Consider the following 19952-nt stretch of genomic DNA (forward strand, 5'->3'; position numbering starts at 1 on the left):
TTTAGTTTTATTCTACAAAACGCCAATTAAGTGATTCACCTGCCGCTAAAGGTACGATCTGATCATTGGCCATATCTAGCACATCAGGAATCATGGTCTCGGTACGCTCAAGCGTGATAAAACTATCATTAACAGGCAAATCATAAAAAGCAGGGCCATTCAAACTAGCAAAGGCCTCTAATCTATCTAATTTACCTACCGACTCAAAGGCAGCAGCGTATAACTCCATTGCATGGTATGCAGAATAACAGCCTGCACAACCACAGTCTTTTTCTTTTTGTCCTTTCACATGAGGCGCACTATCAGTACCTAAGAAAAAACGATTGCTATCGCTCGTTGCAGCAGCCAGTAAGGCCTCTCGGTGAAGTTCACGTTTTAAAATCGGCAAACAATACCAATGAGGACGTAGCCCACCACTAAAAATAGCATTGCGATTATAGAGTAAGTGCTGCGGGGTAATGGTCGCCGCCACCGGGCCCTCGGCGGTAGCTACATAATCAGCCCCTTCTTTGGTCGTGATGTGTTCAAAAACGACTTTTAAATTAGGAAATTGTTTACGTAAAGGCAGCATCACCCGATCAATAAAAACAGCCTCTCTGTCAAAGACGTCAATAGTCGGATCGGTAACTTCCCCGTGCACCAACAAAGGCAAATTATGTTTTTGCATGGCCTCGAGCACTGCTCCACAATGCTTGAGCAGATCAGTTACACCAGCATCAGAGTTGGTTGTTGCCCCTGCTGGGTATAATTTAACGGCATGAACCACCCCAGACTCTTTCGCTTTTGCTATTTCGTCTGCAGGTGTCTTATCGGTTAGGTACAAGGTCATCAGGGCAGTAAAATCAGGGGCCTCTGTATGTGTGGCTAAAGCCGCCATAATACGTTGCTGATAGGCAATCGCCTGTGCCGTAGTAATAACGGGGGGTGTCAGATTAGGCATTACAATAGCACGCGCAAACTGCCGTGCTGTATGTGCCACTACCGACTGCAATACCGCGCCATCGCGCAAATGAACATGCCAATCGTCAGGTCGTCGTAGTCGTAATTGCTGTGTAGCCACCGTCATCTTTTATCCTAAATTCAATGTAGTTGTCGTAGTCTGAGCTAAAAAATTTTGTGCAATACGCACAAACATGGCCGCCCCCTGTGGGATCACGGCATCATTAAAGTCGAAATTAGCATTATGCAATACCCGCCTTTGTTCTGCACCACCTTGCCCTAGTCGAAAATAAGCCCCCGGCCGTTGACGCAGCATAAAATGCACTATCCCAGCAAAATCACGGTGTTTAGCCAAATAAGCGGCAGTGGCTAACAGCACTGCAGTATGACCATCATGCCCGCAAGCGTGCATCTGTCCAGCAATCGTGGACTGGTATGGCAACTGAGTTTGCTCATGGATGGGCAAGGCATCCATATCTGCTCGTAAGCCAATGCTTCGGGCTGAGATACCTGCGGTCCCTCTCAAGACACCCACTACACCCGTTTTCCCAACTTGCTCATGAACCTCTATATCAAGTTGACGCAAATAGTCAGCGACCAATGCGGCAGTAGCCAACTCCTGAAAGCCAAGCTCTGGATGAGCATGAATACGCTGTCGAATGCCTTGGATTTCAGGCAACAAGCTGTAAAGTTCTGTTAACAAAGACTTTTGTGGTGTCATTCTTACAATTTATAGGGCTAAGATAGATAAATGTCGTGCTAAACAAGATCTAGCACAGACGAACCACACATAGCATGCTATGTTTTGTTAAGGCTGACAACTGCCCTTTTCAATCTGTGCGACTTACTACAGGAGCAAGCCATGGCTAAAGCCACTAAAACCACCTCTGAAACAACGACTAAAGTCTCTAAGGCCAGCAAAGCCACCGGCACTGGATTCATGAAACCCATGACCCCTAGTGCAGATCTAGCTGAAATCGTAGGCAAAAAACCGCTTCCCCGCACCGAAGTAACTAAGAAAATGTGGGAATACATCAAAAAACATGATTTACAGGCCCCTGAGAATCGCCGTAATATCAATGCTGACGCCAAACTGAAACCCATTTTTGGCAAAGACCAAATCAGCATGTTTGAACTGAGCAAATGTTTAAATGCTCATCTAAGCTAAACGCTTAGGCTGCTCACCTAGCGACTGCTGTGCCAGTCGCTTTTTTTATATGTATAGCCATGAAAAAAAAGAGTGAAGTAATCCATCTACAGTGGAACGGAAAGCAAAGGGATATTGAGTACCAATGGGTTGGTGTAAACAACACAACCGCCCCGCTTATGATTTTTTTACACGAAGGCTTAGGCTCCATAGCGCATTGGCAAAACTGGCCAGAGCGCCTATGCCAAGCGCTAGGCTATCGCGGACTCATCTACTCTCGTTATGCCTATGGCCAAAGCACGCCACGACCAGCCACTGAAAAATGGCACGGTGACTACCTGCACATTGAGGCACAACAAGCTCTACCAGCATTATTAAAGGCCCTCAATGTCACAGAGCCTTTTACACTATTTGGGCATAGTGACGGTGCCACCATTGCACTACTTTATGCAGCCATGCCCAAGCACCTAGCAAAAAACATCATTGTGCTTGCCCCCCATCTTTATATAGAACCCATGACGACGGCTGGCGTACAACAAGCCATCGAATGGTATAAGCAAGGGGATTTGCGCCAACGACTTAGCCGTTATCATGCCGATGTGGATTCTGCTTTTTGGGGCTGGGCAGGTGTTTGGGGTGACGAATACTATTTACATCACTGGAACATAGAGCAAGACATCAAACACATAAAATGCCCCGTATTAGCCATACAGGGCACTGATGATGAATATGCCTCATTGGCACAAATTTATGATCTCAAAAAACACATACCGCACACAGAAACCTGCGCTTTAGAGGTCTGCCGCCATTCACCTTATATTGACATGCCTGATCGAGTGATAGACCTGGTTACTCAATTTTTAGCTAAACAACCTATGTAATATCTGTGTCTAGCTCAAACGCAGCTGCGGCTCGCCCTAGACGATCATTGACTGCATCCCAGTCTGGCGTCTGAGGGGGACGCTGCACGTAGATCGCTTTATAGCCCTGCTGATCTAAACTACGTAACATGGCATACAGTTGACTGGCATAATGAGTAGGAGTCGGTGGTGCTTGATAGTTATGCACCCCTACCGGAGCCAACCCCTCAAAACTAACCGCAACCACATTGCCAGCGGGTAAAACAGATATCTGCTCTGCAGACAATAAAAACAACGGGGTGCGTGGCGCATAATGCGCCTTTAATGAGCCGGACACACGAGGTGTATTCTCTGCCTGTTGATGGCCCAAATCGCGCTGCAAAACCTCGGCAATTTGGGTCGCAGTAATATGCCCTGGTCGTAAAACAACTGGGGCCACACCTTGGGCTAGTCTAGACACATCTACAATCGTTGATTCAATACCTACATCTGAGCTACCGCCAGACAGCACATACAACTCTGAGCTATCCACATCAGGAAACTCATCACGTACATGCTGTGCCTGAGTCGGAGAAACCTGCCCAAAACGATTAGCTGACGGGGCCGCTACCCCTGCCCCAGGCCCTTTAATCTGCTCAAAGGCCTTTAACATGGCCTGCGCTACAGGATGTGAGGGACAACGTATCCCTATGGTGTCTTGGCCACCACTAACCGCCGCTAATGCCTGCACGGAGCGAGGTAAAATCAGTGTTAGAGGCCCTGGCCAAAATGCGTCCATTAACTGCTGGGCCTCTTTGGGTATGTCCGAGACCCAGTACGATAAGTCCGCCTGAGGCGCCACATGCACAATCACCGGATGATTGGATGGACGCCCTTTCGCTGCAAAAATCGCCGCTACAGCCTCTGGATTAGAGGCATCTGCCCCTAATCCATACACCGTTTCGGTAGGAAATGCGACCAATTGCCCTTTAGCAAGACGTTGAGCCGCATCATGAATTTGAGCATCCAGATCACTCATACCAATCAAAGCCTAAAATATCGGCTACTTGCTGAGCTTTAGCCTGTAATTGCTTGGCATTTGGAGCTAACAATGTCACATGTCCCATTTTTCGACCTTTGCGCGCTTCTGCTTTGCCATACAAATGCAAATATACGCCTGGAACGGCCAACAATGCTGGCCAGTTAGGCTCAATGTAGTCGTCTTCAGCGTTAAACCACATATCACCCAGCACATTAAACATCGTAGAGGACTGTAGCTCTTGGCTTGAGCCCAACGGCAACCCAGCCATCACCCGCACCTGTTGTTCAAACTGACTGCTAAGGCAAGCCTCTATAGTAAAGTGACCACTATTATGAGGACGTGGAGCGACCTCGTTAGCTAAAAGCGTCCCATCCGCCAAGATAAAGAACTCTACACACATGACACCGTAGTAATCAAGCGATTCTGCAATCGCTACGGCTGCGGTCTGAGCCTGTTGATGGTAGTCTGTGAGTCGACACGGATTCGCCGCCGTAGACACAGCCAAAATCCCATCACGATGTTGATTATGTGAGGGAGTATAAATCGCCGTAGAGCCATCCAAAGCACGCGCTACGACTACTGATATTTCGTCCTCTAGTGGCTGTAAAGCCTCTAGTACACAGGCAACCTGACCAAAATTAGCAAAAGCCTCTAGGGCCTCTTGTTTGGTTTGTACCCGAGCCTGCCCTTTACCGTCATAACCAAAACGAGCGGCTTTTAAAATACCGGGAAAGAGAGAAGCCTCTGCATTCAGCAGATCCTCGATGTTATGTACCGCACAATACGGCACAACAGGAACTCCGGCTTTAGCGATAAATTGCTTTTCTCGAATACGATCCTGCACCACAGAGACTGCCTCGCCACTTGGGGTAACGCGACTGATCTCCGCTAAGCGAATTAAACTTTGAGCCGGTACATTTTCAAACTCAGTGGTAATAGCAGGGCAAAGCTCTGCTAACTGCAGTAAAGCCGCACTATCATCATACGAAGCACAAATATGCTTATCAGCCACTGCACCGGCAGGACTGGCTCGATCAGGATCTAAAATAGCGACCTTATAGCCCATCCGATGGGCCGCGTAACAAAACATACGGGCTAATTGGCCACCACCCACCATGCCTAACCACTGCCCTGGTAGAAATGTGTTTACAGTAGACATAATTAACTCGACTCACCCACCGCTGGCAAATGCATGGCGCGCGCATTTTCTGTTTGTTGCGCACGAAACGCCTTTAACTTTTCCTTTAGATCAGCATCATGAACTGCCATCGTTGCAATCACATGCAAGGCCGCATTAGCAGCCCCTGCCTCGCCTATCGCAAAAGTAGCCACTGGCACACCTTTAGGCATTTGCACTATAGATAACAGCGAGTCCTCGCCTTTTAGATAGCGTGAAGGAACGGGAACCCCAAAAACGGGAACCTCAGTTAAAGCGGCTAACATGCCGGGTAAATGGGCTGCACCACCCGCCCCAGCAATAATGGCGTGATAGCCCTGTTCGGACGCCTGAGCACCATAATCCACCATATCTATGGGCATACGGTGAGCCGAGACAACCTTTGCCTCGAAGGGCACACCAAAATCAGTCAGAATCTGTGCTGCGTTTTGCATCACAGGCCAGTCCGAAGACGAGCCCATCACAATACCTACTTTTATCTTGGACATGGTACTAAGCCCCTAAACGAGTCACAGCCTCGGCATATTTAGCCGCGGTTTGTTCAATCACGTCTTGCGGTAAGCGCGGAGCAGGGGCAGTTTTATCCCAGTCTTGGGTCTCTAGCCAATCACGCACAAACTGCTTATCAAAAGAAGCTGGGTTACTGCCTACCGCATAGGTCGCCGCATCCCAAAACCGTGATGAGTCGGGAGTCAGGACCTCGTCCATTAAATGCAGCACCCCATTTTCATCTAAACCAAACTCAAATTTGGTATCCGCAATAATAATGCCATGTTGAGCTGCATAATCAGCTGCTGCCTGATAGAGCGCTAAGGTCGTATCACGAAGCTTTTCGGCGAGCTCTTGACCTAATTCATTGACCACATAATCAAAACTGACGTTCTCATCGTGCTCACCCACCTCTGCCTTTGCTGCTGGGGTAAAAATAGGCTGATCCAGTTTTTGAGCCTGTTGTAACCCTGCAGGTAATGCAATCCCACAAATCGTACCTGTTTTTTTGTAATCAGCCCAACCTGAGCCCACCACATAACCCCGTGCCACGCATTCGACCATAATCGGTTTTAAGCGTTTTACCACCATTGATCGATCTTGAACCAAGGCGTGTTCCTGAACAGGAACTACATCTAATGGACTGACTGGTGTGGAATGATTAGGAACGATATGACCTAGTTTTTTTAACCAGAACTCGGTTAAATGTGTCAGCACAGCCCCTTTACCTGGAATGGGATCATCTAAAATCACATCAAACGCAGATAAACGATCTGAAGCAACAATTAATAGTTTGTCGTCACCGACAGCATACATATCACGAACTTTGCCACGACCGAGCAAAGGCAACGATTGCAGCGTGCTTTGGTATAGAGCTTGCACGATATATCCTATAAAACAAAGGGCGGTGTATTACACCGCCTCTGGAACACTAATTATTCAACGCGTTGAGCTAATTCACCGGCAGCATATTTTGCTGCCATCTCATTGAGCGTAATAGGCTTAATTTTAGACGCGTTCCCTGCCGCACCAAACTGCTGGTAGCGCGCCACACAAATGGCCTTAGCGGCTTCGCGAGCTGGCTTCAGGAACTCACGAGGATCAAATTTTTCTGGGTTCTGGAATAAGAAACGACGTACAGCAGCAGTCATAGCCAAACGAATATCAGTATCGATATTCACTTTACGCACACCATACTTGATCGCCTCTTGGATCTCTGCCACAGGCACACCGTAGGTTTCTTTCATGTCACCGCCAAACTCACGGATCTCCGCTAAGAGTTCCTGAGGCACACTGGAACTACCGTGCATGACCAAGTGCGTATTAGGTAAACGAGCATGAATTTCTTTTACGCGTTCGATGGAAAGAATATCGCCGGTGGGTTCACGAGTGAATTTGTATGCCCCATGACTTGTCCCAATAGCAATAGCTAATGCATCAAGTTGAGTGCGTCGTACAAATTCAGCGGCCTCTTCAGGGCTAGTCAACAACTGATCCATGGTCAACACACCATCAAAACCATGACCGTCTTCTTTATCGCCTTGCATGGTTTCTAAGGAACCCAAGCAACCTAACTCGCCCTCTACGGTCACACCTAATTTGTGTGCCATTTCGACCACTTTACGAGTCACCTCTACGTTGTACTCAAAATCAGCAATCGTTTTTCCGTCTTCTTTGAGTGAGCCATCCATCATCACGCTAGAGAAGCCTAGGTCAATAGCACCTTGACATACCGCAGGGGACTGACCGTGATCTTGGTGCATCACAACAGGAATATGGGGGTAGGATTCGACGGCAGCCTGAATCAAGTGTTTTAGAAAGCCTTCGCCCGCGTATTTACGTGCACCAGCAGAAGCCTGCATGATTACAGGGCTATCTGTCTCATGGGCGGCTTCCATAATGGCCTGAACTTGTTCAAGGTTGTTGACGTTAAACGCCGGAATACCGTAACCATTTTCAGCCGCATGGTCGAGCAACTGACGCATGGAAACCAGAGCCATGATGAATTCTCCTAGATAAACAAATAATGAATAAAGTAATTTTAAGGTGGAATGAAGTTTTTTGCTCGTGTAGTTTAGTTTTATGCGCTACGTCGAGCTGATTTTGGTCTAAATGACATCACAACCTGCTCGTGGGTCTCTATATACGGCCCACCAATCAGGTCAATACAATAAGGAACTGCGGCAAAAATGCCCGGCACAAGACTTTTGCCTTGATCATCTTTTAAACCAGCTAAGGTTTCCGCAATCGCCTTTGGTTGACCAGGCAAATTAATAATAAGAGCGGCATGATCGTTCGTCTCTCGAATCACAGCCACCTGACGCGACAAAATAGCCGTTGGCACAAACTGCAAACTAATCTGACGCATTTGCTCACCAAAGCCAGGCATTTCTTTAGTGCCTACAGCTAGGGTGGCCTCGGGAGTGATGTCTCTACGTGCAGGGCCTGTGCCTCCTGTGGTGAGCACCAAATCACAACCTAAGTCGTCAACTAGCTCTATTAACGCCGCTGACACTTGCTCGGGCTCGTCTGCGACTAAACGTGTCGCATACTGGGACGGCTGCACAATGGCCTGATCTAACCAACCCTGCAGCGCAGGTATTCCTTGATCTTCGTACTGTCCGCTGGAAGCACGATCCGATATAGAAACCAGCCCCACTAAAAGTTGATCAGGGTGCTGTCGATGTAAACGCAAAGAGCTCATAGTCATCCTAAAACAAAAGCTATGTCATATTAATGATGTTGTCTTATTCTACACTGAGCTTGCCTTAGCTGCTGTACGAGGGGCTGCAACAAAAATTAACTACGTTATGATGAATGCTTTGCTTTTTATTTTTGAGCGTAACCATGAAATCATTACTTTGGATTGGAGCCGGTGACTTGGCTCAAAAAAGCGTATCTCAGTTAGGAACCGACTGGCAAACCACAGCTCTACGCCGTCACCCTGCTACACAGGGGTTTCAACACACCATATCCGCCGATATAACACAAGCCGAATCACTGCGTGCGATCCATGATTCTTATACTCATATGGTCTATAGCCCCACACCAGCCCAACGCGACGCACAGAGCTACGAAGCTATTTACCAACAAGGGCTAGAAAACCTGTTACAACAAATCGATCTTAGTGCTCTGACCCGTTTTGTTTTTATCTCCTCCACCGCCGTGTATGGGGCGGATCCTGTGCCCCAAGATGAGTACTCCATGTTACGCCCTCCTTCCTTTAATGGAGAGTATTTACTTAACGCCGAGCAATGGCTACAACGCGAGCTAGGTGACAAGCTCTGTATTGTACGATTTAGTGGCCTTTATGGGCCTGGACGCCACCGCATTTTTGAGCGCCTTCGCCAACAACAGCTACGAATCAACCCTGCCATGGATAACTATGCCAATCGAATCCATAGTGAAGATGCGGCTCGAGTCTGTACTCATCTGCTAACGCTGGAGGCTCCTTTGCCTTGTTATGTAGCTACCGATAGCACCCCCTTGCCTGCACGTAGACTGTACGCCCATATTACGCAACAACTGCAGGTGCCCGCGCCAACACTTGACCCTACTATCCCTTATGAAAGCAAACACTTTTCTAATCAGCGATTACTAAGCAGTGGCTTTTTATTTCACTACCCCAATACCCTAGAGGGATATACCGCGCTATTGGCCTCGCTTTCCCCTGATTCCTAAGATATGCAGCACCCTTCCTACCCCGAGCTAATCCGACTCGCCCTACCTGTCATAGTAGCTAATGCCGCTGTCCCCTTATTGGGCTTAATTGATACCGCTGTCATTGGGCAGACAGGCTCTGCCTCGGATTTAGGTGCTATTGCTCTAGCCGCATTAATCTTTAGCTTTGTGTACTGGGGGTTTGGATTTTTGCGGATGGGCACCACGGGTTTTGTAGCGCAAGCCTTAGGGGCCAAAGATAAGCGTGAGCTGCATGCTTTACTCTTTCGTACCTTACTCGTGGGATTCAGCATTGGCGTTGCACTCATCCTGTTGCAATACCCCATAGAAAAAATGGCTACTCATTTCCTCAGTGCTAGCCCTGAGGTCAACGAGCGAGTTCGAGACTATTTTTATATTCGAATTTTAGGGGCGCCAGCTACGCTAATGACCTTCGCCTTACTCGGAATCCTGATTGGCATGGGTTGGACGCAACAGCTACTGTGGGTACAGCTACTCTTAAATGGCCTCAACGTAGTCTTAAATATCCTATTTGTAGTGGGGATGAGTTTGGGTGTCGCTGGGATTGCACTTGGCACGGTGCTTGCTGAATGGGTGGCTCTGTTTTTTGCGTTGTGGATTGTCTTCAAGAAAATGGGGATTCACCATCCTCAACAACGTCTCTGGCAGCTACGCAACACCATTTTTGATCGCACCCGTCTTATGGCTCTATTGAAAGTGAATAGTGACATTATGATTCGCACCCTAGCGCTGATCTCTGGCTTTGCTTGGTTTGCTAAACAAGGAGCGCAACTTGGGGACCAAACCCTAGCTGCTAACCATATTTTGCTGCAGCTAATCTCATTATCGGCTTTTTTTCTGGATGGTTTTGCCAACGTTTCTGAAATGAAGGTTGGTCATACTTATGGAGCTAAAAACAAATTACAACTACAGCTCATTGTAAAAAAAACCACTGTGTTAGCAGTTATCAGCTCTTCTGTTTTAAGTTTACTCTTTTTATTTTTTGGGCCGACTATTGTTTCTTTATTAACTCAAGACTCTCTAGTCCAAGATATAGCCAATCGTCACCGCCATTTTGCTGCCATTTATATTTTTACGTCTTTCGCTGCTTTTCAATTAGACGGTATATTTATCGGACTTACTAAAACCCAGCCAATGCGAAATTCAACCGTTGCGGCATTAATTCTTTTTGTTATTTTTAGTGTTTGGTGGACTCCTATTTTCGCCAACACGGGGTTATGGTGGGCACTAATCAGCTATATATTATTTAGAGCTCTTTTTTTATATTCCTATTATCGATCCTTGTTCTAGCACCGGGGTAAAATATAAAAGCGCTAAAAAGCACACCCACCAAACAAATCGATTGATTCGTTTGTGGGTGTGCTTCATTTAAAACCCTCTACGCCTCTGAGCGCTGCTCCAGTACAGCTACAGCCGGTAGTTTTTTACCCTCTAAAAACTCCAAGAAAGCACCACCACCTGTAGAGATATAACCTACTTTATCTGCAATACCGAACTTTGCAATTGCAGCTAACGTATCACCTCCGCCAGCAATAGAAAATGCGTTAGAGTCAGCAATAGCATTTGCAATCACTCGGGTTCCACTAGCAAAAGCAGGAAATTCAAAAACCCCTACAGGGCCATTCCAAACAATAGTACCAGCATTACGCAGAATTTCGGCTAATTCATGCGCAGAGTCAGGCCCGATATCTAAAATCAAATCATCTTCTGCCACTTCGGCTGCTGCCTTAGTGGTTGCCTCAGCATCCGTAGAAAAACTTTTGGCACACACCACATCTCTGGGAACGGGAACGGCCGCGCCACGCTCTTGCATATGTGCAATAACGGCGTTTGCCTCGTCAATCTGATCCGTTTCCGCTAATGATTTACCAATAGCCAAACCATTTGCAGCCATAAATGTATTGGCTATACCGCCGCCTACAATTAACTGATCTACCTTATCTGATAAAGCGCGCAAGATAGAAAGCTTAGTAGAGACCTTGGCCCCACCCACAATAGCGACTAAGGGACGCGCAGGGTTTTTTAATGTTTTGCCTAAAGCATCTAATTCTGCGGCTAATAAGGGACCTGCACACACAATAGGAGCAAAGCGAGCTATGCCCTCTGTGGTCGCTTGTGCTCGGTGAGCCGTACCAAAAGCATCATTAACAAATACATCACACAATGCTGCCATTTTTTTAGATAGCTCAATATCATTAGCTTTTTCACCTACATTACAACGGCAGTTTTCTAGCATCACGACATGACCGGGCTCAACATCTACCCCATCAACCCAATCACGACGCAAAGGCACTGGCAACGCTAACATTTTGGATAAACGCTCAGCCACAGGAGCCAAGGAATCCTCGGGCATCACAATGCCCTCTTTAGGACGACCTAAGTGCGATGTCACCATCACGGCCGCACCCGCGTCTAAGGCCATACGAATCGCAGGCAACGAGGCTTTGATACGAGTGTCTTCGGTAATTTCGCCATTACTGAGAGGCACATTCAGATCTGAACGAATAAAAACGCGTTTGCCTTGTAACTGGCCTGCGGCAACAAGGTCCGCCAAAGTGGTAATGTGTGTAGTCATGAAAGAGGTATAGACAAAATAAAGGCGGGGCAAGCCCCGCCTAGATGGTAATGAGAATTACTTAGCTGCCATCATCGCGGCTGTAGTATCGAGCATACGAACAGAGAAAGCCCACTCGTTATCGTACCAAGCGGTGACTTTAACTAAGCTACCAGATACTTTAGTCAATAACGAATCAACAATACTAGAGGCTGTGCTGTGATTGTGATCAATAGAGACTAATGGCTCATCACAATATTCCAGCACCCCTTTTAGACGTCCTTCGGCTGCTGTCTTTAAGATACCATTCACTTCTTCAACCGTCGTAGCGCGACCAGCCACAAAGGTCAAATCAACCATCGATACGTTCACAGTAGGCACACGTACCGCAAAACCATCTAGCTTGCCATTTAATTCAGGCAACACCAAACCCACAGCAGCGGCAGCGCCAGTTTTTGTTGGAATGATGCTTTCTGCTGCGGCGCGAGCACGACGCAAGTCTTTATGAGCCACATCAATCAACACCTGATCATTGGTGTAAGCATGAATTGTGGTCATCAAACCATTGACCAAGCCAAGCTCTTGGCTTAGTGGCTGAACCAAAGGAGCCAAACAGTTTGTGGTGCAAGATGCATTTGATACAACGGTATCCGTTGCCTTTAGTACATCGTGGTTTACACCGTATACCACGGTTGCATCTACGTCTTTGCCACCTGGAGCGGAGATCAAGACTTTTTTAGCACCAGCGACCAAGTGAGCACTTGCGGCTTCTTTGGTGGTAAAGCGACCGGTACAATCTAGCACCACGTCTACATTTAAATCACCCCAAGGTAATTTAGTTGGATCACGCTCAGACAACAAACGAATACGATCACCATTGATAATCAAATACTGATTGTCTTCAGATAACTCCACGTCGGCATTGAATCGACCATGAACAGAATCATAGCGAGTCAAATGACGAGCCACTACATCTTGACCAGGGGCATTAATAGCAACGATCTCGATACCATGTTTTTTACCGTACTCGTAGTGAGCACGTAGAGTCATACGGCCAATACGACCGTAACCGTTAATTGCGACACGAATGGTCATTATATAAGTCTCCTTTACAGAATATTCTCTACGGCTTCAACAAGTTTTGCCGCTGTAATACCAAAATGTTCAAATAATACACCTGCGGGGGCAGACTCACCGTAGGTGTCTAAACCTATTACGGCACCATCCAAGCCCACATATTTGTACCAACCTGATGTTGAGCCCGCCTCGATAGCAACACGTGGCACATTAGGCAACAACACGCTATTACGCCAGTCTGCTGACTGCTCATCAAATACATTTGTACATGGCATAGATACAACCCGAACCGCAATACCTTTAGCTGCTAATTGCTGTTGCGCATCTAAAGCGAGTTCGACCTCGGAGCCGGTAGCAATCAAAATAGCTTGTGGGTTTTCAGCATCTCGCAGTACATAACCACCACGCGCAATTGCAGCTGTTGTCGCCGCGTCACGCTCTATAAAAGGCAAGTTCTGACGAGACAACAACAAAGCACTAGGTCCACCAGCTTTTACATTCATACCCACGCTTTGTGGACGTGCTAAAGCATGAACCCAAGCTGCGGCTGTCTCTGCGGTATCGCATGGACGCCATACATGCAAATTAGGAATTAAACGTAAGCTAGCCGCATGCTCTACCGACTGATGGGTAGGTCCGTCTTCGCCCAAACCAATAGAGTCGTGCGTAAAGACATGAATAACGCGTTGACGCATCAATGCAGCCATACGAATAGCATTACGCGAGTAGTCTGAGAAGGTCAGGAAAGTACCGGCGAAAGGAATATAACCACCATGCAACGCCATGCCATTCATCACAGCAGACATACCAAATTCACGCACACCATAATTGATGTGACGACCAAACTCGATGCCGTCCGCACCAACGCGTAACGGTTTTACATCAGGCCAATTGGTTAAATTTGAACCGGTTAAGTCAGCAGAACCACCTATCATTTCAGGTACAACATCAACCAAGGCAGTAATTGCTAATTGCGACGCTTTACGTGTCGCCACGGTTTGAGCGTCGGCATTTGTTTTTTCGATGAAAGCGTGAGCTTTTTCAGCAAAATCAGCGGGTAAGTCACCACTCATACGACGAGTTAACTCGGCGGCTAACTCAGGAAATTCAGCCTGATACGCTGCAAACACCTGATTCCATGCAGACTCAACCTGAGCGCCACGAGAGGTTGCATCCCATAACTCATACACATCAGCAGGGATTTCAAACGCAGGGTGCGGCCAATTAATAGCCTCGCGTGTTAAGGCGATTTCCGCATCCCCTAAAGGAGCACCATGGGATTTTTCAGAGCCAGCTAAATTAGGAGACCCTTTACCAATTTCAGTGCGGCAACAAATTAATGTAGGACCATTTTTATCTGCCGCCATGGCTTTGGCCTGGCTAATTGCTGCATTAATCGCATCCGCATCATGGCCATTAACCGCTGGGATTACATTCCATCCATAACTACGAAAACGTGCGGGGGTATCATCGCTAAACCAAGGCTGTACCTGACCATCAATGGAAATCCCATTGTCATCATACAAAACAATTAGCTTAGATAGCTTCAAGGTGCCAGCTAATGAACAGGCTTCGTGCGAAATGCCTTCCATCAAGCAACCATCACCCGCAAAAACATAGGTAAAATGGTCGATAATTGTGTGATTAGGACGGTTGAACTCTTTGGCTAACATGGCTTCGGCCAATGCCATACCCACCGCATTAGTAATACCCTGCCCAAGCGGGCCTGTCGTGGTTTCGACTCCGGCGGTATAACCTACCTCTGGGTGACCAGGGGTACGTGAGTGCAATTGACGGAAATTTTTGATTTCCTCTATAGGCAAATCGTAGCCTGTTAAATGCAGTAACGCATAGATCAGCATAGAACCATGACCATTTGACAAAACAAAACGGTCACGATCAAACCAAGCTGGATTTTTTGGGTTATGTTTTAAATGCCGATTCCATAAAACCTCGGCAATATCAGCCATCCCCATCGGGGCTCCGGGGTGCCCGGATTTGGCTTGTTGAACGGCATCCATGGCTAAAGCGCGAATCGCATTGGCCATAGTCGTAGCGGTGGAAGATGGAAGATCCATGAGATGCTCACAAGGGGGCTATTAGCAAAAAGCTACTACACCCATTTAGTCAATCAGAAGTTCTAAAGATGATGATTTTACCATTATTGCGCAGCACAAAGCGCCGCCCTGTTCTGCACAGAGGGTTCAGCCCTAACTTTAACGCATTTACTTTGTTTTTGTACAACTATGAGCCTACCCCGTTTTTACTTTGAGCACGACCTAATCGCGCAGCAAACCGTAACCCTAACCAAAGAGTTAGCCCACTACATGCAACGCGTTTTACGCTTAGCAGACCAAAGTCTAGTCACCTTATTTAATGGTAAAGGGGGCGAATATCAAGCCATTTTGCAATACGATGGCAAAACAGTACAGGCACACATTCAGTCGTTTAACGCCATAGAGCGAGAGTTGCCCTGGCGTCTTAGCGTCGCCCAAGGTTTAGCCACAGGTGACAAAATGGATTGGATCTGTGAAAAGTCAGTAGAAATGGGCGCAACGGAACTACTGCCTATTGCTGCCAAGCACAGCACGTTAAAACTTGCTGGAGATCGACTCGAAAAACGCTTGCAGCACTGGCAACGTATCGCTCAGGCGGCTAGCGAACAATGTGGTCGCAATCGCTTGCTGCGAGTGCATCCTGTGCAGACCCTTGCTGAGCTTACTGAGCAACTTGAGCCTCAAAGCCAACTGTTATTTTGTGATCCTGACGCAGAGCTAGACTTTCCAGAGGCCTTAAATCAGGCCGCCCGTCTAAATCAACACCACTGGATCTTATTGATTGGCCCCGAAGGAGGCTGGTCTGAAGAAGAAAAGAAAATGGCACTCAATGCAGGTGCCATTTCTATGCGCTTCGGTGCCCGAGTCTTGCGTACCGAAACAGCTGCTATTGCACTAATTGGCGCTATTCGCGGCCAATTAGGCTGGATCAATTAATTATTCTTCATCTATGCTTGCGCCTGAATAAGGCGTAGGCGCTACCCCTGGATCTGGCTCTGGGTGTTTACCTGCATGAATCACGGTATAACCAAAATAGCGGTCTTTAGTGCTTGCGAAATCTGATACATCATTACATACGCTAATAATAGCCGCCGCATCATCGGCCAAAGCGGGGTCGCCTGTATGTAATTTCTCTAGCCATAAATACAAGCCGACCTTTTGATCTAACACCGTATCACACAGACAGTCATACAAAGCATCTAAATCATTACCAAAAAACTCTGGAAAATCAACGGCCTTAACAATAGCACGTAGTACAGCGGAACGACTTCGAGCGCGATCGCACTCAACTTTCAACGCTGTGATTTCAGCAGCCTGTGCTAGAGCAAATATCCCTTCGTGTTGGGCTTCGGTGGCCTCGATAAGACCGCCGCTTTGCAATAGAGCTTGCAGCGTAGGCGCTTGGCTCATTACAAGGCCTCCTGAACAATATGAATCAACTGGGTTCCAATCATGGTGGTATATATCCTGCTTTAATAAAGTATTGCATATGCAATAAAGATTGGCATTTTTAATCTATTTAGACGGGTTTAGGCAAGTAAAGTCAGCAATAACTTTACTTGCACAAGGGTATTGCTGTTTTTTATGTACAACTTGCCCTTTATCTGACTGTCTTAGTTGCTACTTTTAGCATTAGCCTCAAGAACCGTCAAAGCCGTCATATTGATAATACGACGTACGGATGAGGTCGCTGTAAGAATGCTAACGGGGGCATTCGCGCCCAACAAAAATGGTCCAATTGCAACCTTACCACCCCCATCCGTTTTGAGAAGGTTGTACGCAATATTGGCTGAATCAGCGTTGGGGCAAACCAACAAATTCGCTGATCCTGACAAGGTAGAGTTAGGCAAAATGCTTTTGCGCATTTCCTCATCTAATGCGCAATCACCATGCATCTCTCCATCAACTTCAAGATCAGGAGCCTGAGCACGAATTAAGGACAATGCCTCGCGCATTTTGGTGCTAGAAGGCGTGACCTCAGTACCAAAATTTGAACGCGACAATAAGGCTGCTTTGGGCTCTAGGCTGAGTTCTTTCATGCGCTTAGCGGCGGCAATCGTTAACTCCGCAATTTGCTCCGCGCTTGGGTTGTCGTTGACATGCGTATCAGTAATTGCAATCGTACGCTCGCCTAACAACAGTATATTCATCGCACCATAGGTTTTAGCACCCGGAGCCTTGCCAATGAGCTCATCCACATAACGTAAATGGTTTTCATAGGTGCCTACTGTGCCACAAATCATACCGTCAGCCTCGCCTAAGCGCAGCATCATCGCGCCGATCAATGTAAAACGACGACGCATTTCGACTCGGGCCATTTCTCGGGTTACGCCATCACGGCAGCGTAGTTCCCAATACTCTTTCCAATAGGTATCAAATCGATCGTCTTGTTCTGGGTTGGTGATTTCCACATCCACCCCAACACGAATACGTAAGCCATAGCGTTGAATACGTTGCTCGATGACCGAAGGACGCCCTACTAAAATAGGCTTAGCTAATTTATCATCAACCACTACTTGTACTGCACGTAAGACACGCTCGTCCTCGCCCTCAGCAAACACAATACGCGCTTTGCCACCGTCTCGGACAATGCCTTTTGCCGTCCCATACAACGGTTTCATAAATGCGCCAGAACGGAACATAAACTGTTGTAACTGGTAGATATAACTGCTGAAATCGCTAATTGGACGAGTGGCTACGCCCTCTAGCATCCCGGCCTGAGCCACAGCAGGAGCAATGCGGGAAATCAATCGCGAGTCAAAAGGCTTAGGAATAAAGTAGTTAGGCCCAAACTCTACGTCCTCTAGGCCATAGGCTGCAGCAACCAGTTCATCTTGCTCCTCGCGAGCCAACTGACAAATAGCATGCACAGCCGCCTTTTCCATACCACGAGTAATAGTGGTCGCCCCGATATCGAGCGCTCCACGGAAAATATAAGGGAAACACAATACGTTATTAACCTGATTCGGGTAATCAGAACGCCCCGTTGCCATCACCACATCATCACGCACTGCATGCGCAAGCTCTGGCAAAATTTCTGGATTTGGGTTTGCCAACGCTAAAATCAATGGTCGATCGGCCATTTGGGCAACCATTTCCGGTTTTAATACACCCCCTGCTGATAAACCCAAAAACACATCGGCGCCAGCAATCACGTCTGCTAAGGTACGAGCATCTGTGTCTTGCATATATTGGGCTTTTTTCTCGTCCATTAGCGCTGTGCGACCGGTGTAAACCACACCTTCGATGTCAGTCAGCCAAATATGCTCGATAGGCAGACCTAAATCCACCATTAAATCCACACATGCTAAGGCTGCTGCGCCAGCCCCCGAGACCACCACTTTCACTTTTTTAGGGTCTTTTTTTACAACAGCTAAACCATTTAGAAAAGCCGCTGCTACACAAATAGCCGTACCATGCTGATCGTCATGAAACACGGGGATTTTCATGCGTTCACGTAATTTACGCTCTACCTCGAAACACTCTGGAGCTTTGATATCCTCTAGGTTGATTCCCCCAAAGGTAGGCTCTAAACCCGCAATAATATCAACGAGCTTATCCGGATCTGTTTCGTTGATCTCAATATCAAAAACATCAATCCCTGCAAAATTTTTAAATAAAACGGCCTTACCTTCCATGACAGGCTTAGAGGCCAAGGCACCAATATTGCCTAGGCCCAACACGGCCGTACCGTTAGTAATAACGCCTACCAAATTACCACGACCAGTATAGCGATACGCGTTTTGTGGATCGGCTACGATCTCCTCACATGCAGCGGCTACACCTGGCGAGTAAGCTAGAGCTAAGTCGCGTTGGTTGGCTAATTGCTTGGTGGGCGTGACTGACAATTTACCGGGGCGCCCTTGCTCGTGATATTCCAGCGCGGCTTTACGAAGATTTTCATCCATGATGCTAACAACCCTACAAGTGTGAATGCTGATTACGGGGAAAAAGTAAGAATATGTCTTTTTTATTTATTTTACCTGCTAGTGCCTAATAACACATGCTGCGCCACAGCATAAAGCCCTAGTAAAACAAAGCATCTGGATCAAACTGCTGTCGAACGACAGCATCTAGATCCTGAGCGGCGATCAGTACGGTACTATCTAGCGCTAAATCAGGCATGACCCCTGCGGGCTTAAGCTTATGATTATCCAAAACAACCCATTCTAAAATGCCTAAATGACCAGTATGCCCAAGCAATAAATGCGACAAGTTTAAGTCCGTATTGCTTGCCTGAAAAATATCCCATCTATAACGCCCCGCCCACTCTTTTTGAGCTAAAACTACTTGGGCTAACTCAGTCTGAGCCAATTGGAAAAGCTGTGGCACTATTTGCCTAAGTAAAGCGGTGTTAAGTGGCTTAGTATTTTTTGCCCCAAATGGCCCTAAGCTACTCACTGTACCATCAGCCATCAACAACGAAGCATGCACAAGTCCTGACTGTGCTAAATCATGAAACGATCTATATTGATAGCGTGGGTCCGCTAACCAATTAGTCACTAACAACTCGTCGGGCAAATGGGCAACCGCATCGAAACCAGCTGCTTTTAGCTGCTCCATTCTTACCCCTGCCTGCATAAACCATTGTTTTTTTTCTGCATCCACAGGCATTAGCTGATTCAACGCACTCACATCTAACCATAATATAGGTTCGGCACTGTCCTCGGTGTGCTCTTGCGCACCCCACAAATAGAGCTTTATGTCAAAGGCATGGCATAATTGTCTAGCATGATGCAAATCAGCGATAACGCTTGCTGTAAATACCGCTTGATCGTCACTTTGATCAAGTTGACGTAATACACCTTGTGTCTTACGTTGGATCTGTAACAAACACTGATCCCAGTTACTGATTTCGGGGGGTCTCCCACCAAAAAAAGCGCGTCTAGATGGATTCTGCATTCACTCCCCCTGTGGGTTTACCCACTA

At 47.2% G+C, this 19952-nt stretch carries 19 protein-coding genes; 5 read left to right on the forward strand and 14 right to left on the reverse strand.

Annotated features, from left to right (window positions below):
• Nucleotides 1-7: 7 nt before the first annotated feature.
• Nucleotides 8-1066, reverse strand: a complete 1059-nt coding sequence (gene pyrC / locus Q0Z62_RS02740; RefSeq protein WP_298050560.1) for a dihydroorotase — start codon at nt 1064-1066, stop codon at nt 8-10.
• Between the two features lie 3 nt (nt 1067-1069).
• Entirely contained in the window at nt 1070-1660 is a 591-nt protein-coding gene (locus Q0Z62_RS02745) for a M20/M25/M40 family metallo-hydrolase (protein WP_298050561.1), read from the reverse strand.
• A gap of 219 nt (nt 1661-1879) precedes the next feature.
• Here Q0Z62_RS02745 and Q0Z62_RS02750 point away from each other — a divergent pair, with 219 nt between their 5' ends.
• Nucleotides 1880-2107, forward strand: coding sequence for an SWIB/MDM2 domain-containing protein (locus Q0Z62_RS02750; protein WP_298050611.1), 228 nt, complete (start codon nt 1880-1882; stop codon nt 2105-2107).
• 59 nt (nt 2108-2166) lie between these two features.
• The gene (locus Q0Z62_RS02755) at nt 2167-2967 is read left to right on the forward strand and encodes an alpha/beta hydrolase (RefSeq protein WP_298050562.1); all 801 of its coding nucleotides are present in this window, start codon (nt 2167-2169) and stop codon (nt 2965-2967) included.
• Here the strand turns inward: Q0Z62_RS02755 and Q0Z62_RS02760 are convergent.
• The 6 genes from Q0Z62_RS02760 to mog all read right to left on the reverse strand — a co-directional run bounded on the left by Q0Z62_RS02760 (nt 2960) and on the right by mog (nt 8328).
• Nucleotides 2960-3964 (reverse strand): L-threonylcarbamoyladenylate synthase, encoded by a 1005-nt coding sequence (locus tag Q0Z62_RS02760; RefSeq protein ID WP_298050563.1) that lies wholly within the window; start codon nt 3962-3964, stop codon nt 2960-2962. The genes Q0Z62_RS02755 and Q0Z62_RS02760 overlap by 8 nt on opposite strands.
• A complete protein-coding gene (locus Q0Z62_RS02765; protein WP_298050564.1) occupies nt 3957-5126 on the reverse strand; it encodes a 5-(carboxyamino)imidazole ribonucleotide synthase in 1170 nt (389 codons plus the stop codon). The genes Q0Z62_RS02760 and Q0Z62_RS02765 overlap by 8 nt, the downstream gene beginning before the upstream one ends.
• A gap of 2 nt (nt 5127-5128) precedes the next feature.
• The gene (purE, locus tag Q0Z62_RS02770; RefSeq protein WP_269900413.1) at nt 5129-5632 is read right to left on the reverse strand and encodes a 5-(carboxyamino)imidazole ribonucleotide mutase; all 504 of its coding nucleotides are present in this window, start codon (nt 5630-5632) and stop codon (nt 5129-5131) included.
• 4 nt (nt 5633-5636) lie between these two features.
• The gene (locus tag Q0Z62_RS02775; protein ID WP_269902202.1) at nt 5637-6518 is read right to left on the reverse strand and encodes a phosphoribosylaminoimidazolesuccinocarboxamide synthase; all 882 of its coding nucleotides are present in this window, start codon (nt 6516-6518) and stop codon (nt 5637-5639) included.
• A 50-nt stretch (nt 6519-6568) separates the two neighbouring features.
• Nucleotides 6569-7633 (reverse strand): class II fructose-bisphosphate aldolase, encoded by a 1065-nt coding sequence (gene fba / locus Q0Z62_RS02780; RefSeq protein WP_269900414.1) that lies wholly within the window; start codon nt 7631-7633, stop codon nt 6569-6571.
• Between the two features lie 80 nt (nt 7634-7713).
• Nucleotides 7714-8328, reverse strand: a complete 615-nt coding sequence (gene mog / locus Q0Z62_RS02785; protein WP_269902203.1) for a molybdopterin adenylyltransferase — start codon at nt 8326-8328, stop codon at nt 7714-7716.
• Between the two features lie 152 nt (nt 8329-8480).
• On the opposite strand from mog, the gene Q0Z62_RS02790 reads away from it, so the two are divergent.
• Both Q0Z62_RS02790 and Q0Z62_RS02795 read left to right on the forward strand, forming a co-directional pair.
• A complete protein-coding gene (locus Q0Z62_RS02790) occupies nt 8481-9314 on the forward strand; it encodes an NAD-dependent epimerase/dehydratase family protein (RefSeq protein ID WP_269900415.1) in 834 nt (277 codons plus the stop codon).
• 3 nt (nt 9315-9317) lie between these two features.
• Entirely contained in the window at nt 9318-10625 is a 1308-nt protein-coding gene (locus Q0Z62_RS02795) for an MATE family efflux transporter (protein WP_298050565.1), read from the forward strand.
• Nucleotides 10626-10713: 88 nt separating this feature from the next.
• Here the strand turns inward: Q0Z62_RS02795 and Q0Z62_RS02800 are convergent, their stop codons facing one another.
• From Q0Z62_RS02800 to tkt, 3 genes are read right to left on the reverse strand one after another with little or no spacing between them, the layout of a single operon-like run.
• Complete coding sequence (locus Q0Z62_RS02800) at nt 10714-11910, reverse strand: phosphoglycerate kinase (RefSeq protein ID WP_269900417.1); 1197 nt, start codon at nt 11908-11910, stop codon at nt 10714-10716.
• 57 nt (nt 11911-11967) lie between these two features.
• Nucleotides 11968-12984, reverse strand: coding sequence for a type I glyceraldehyde-3-phosphate dehydrogenase (gap, locus tag Q0Z62_RS02805; RefSeq protein ID WP_269900418.1), 1017 nt, complete (start codon nt 12982-12984; stop codon nt 11968-11970).
• 14 nt (nt 12985-12998) lie between these two features.
• Nucleotides 12999-15044: a transketolase gene (tkt, locus tag Q0Z62_RS02810; RefSeq protein WP_298050568.1), complete on the reverse strand. Its 2046-nt coding sequence runs from the start codon at nt 15042-15044 to the stop codon at nt 12999-13001.
• Nucleotides 15045-15212: 168 nt separating this feature from the next.
• Here tkt and Q0Z62_RS02815 point away from each other — a divergent pair, with 168 nt between their 5' ends.
• Complete coding sequence (locus tag Q0Z62_RS02815) at nt 15213-15959, forward strand: 16S rRNA (uracil(1498)-N(3))-methyltransferase (protein WP_298050570.1); 747 nt, start codon at nt 15213-15215, stop codon at nt 15957-15959.
• Here the strand turns inward: Q0Z62_RS02815 and Q0Z62_RS02820 are convergent, their stop codons facing one another.
• The 3 genes from Q0Z62_RS02820 to Q0Z62_RS02830 form a co-directional block, all read right to left on the reverse strand.
• Complete coding sequence (locus tag Q0Z62_RS02820) at nt 15960-16433, reverse strand: barstar family protein (protein ID WP_269900421.1); 474 nt, start codon at nt 16431-16433, stop codon at nt 15960-15962.
• A gap of 203 nt (nt 16434-16636) precedes the next feature.
• Nucleotides 16637-18931 carry an NADP-dependent malic enzyme gene (locus Q0Z62_RS02825; protein ID WP_298050572.1) on the reverse strand — a complete coding sequence of 765 codons (2295 nt, stop codon included), beginning with the start codon at nt 18929-18931 and terminating at the stop codon, nt 16637-16639.
• A gap of 118 nt (nt 18932-19049) precedes the next feature.
• The gene (locus tag Q0Z62_RS02830) at nt 19050-19925 is read right to left on the reverse strand and encodes a hypothetical protein (protein ID WP_298050574.1); all 876 of its coding nucleotides are present in this window, start codon (nt 19923-19925) and stop codon (nt 19050-19052) included.
• Nucleotides 19926-19952 lie beyond the last annotated feature (27 nt).

The organism is uncultured Paenalcaligenes sp. (genome assembly GCF_947630565.1).
Taxonomy (GTDB): Bacteria; Pseudomonadota; Gammaproteobacteria; order Burkholderiales; family Burkholderiaceae_B; genus Paenalcaligenes; species Paenalcaligenes faecalis.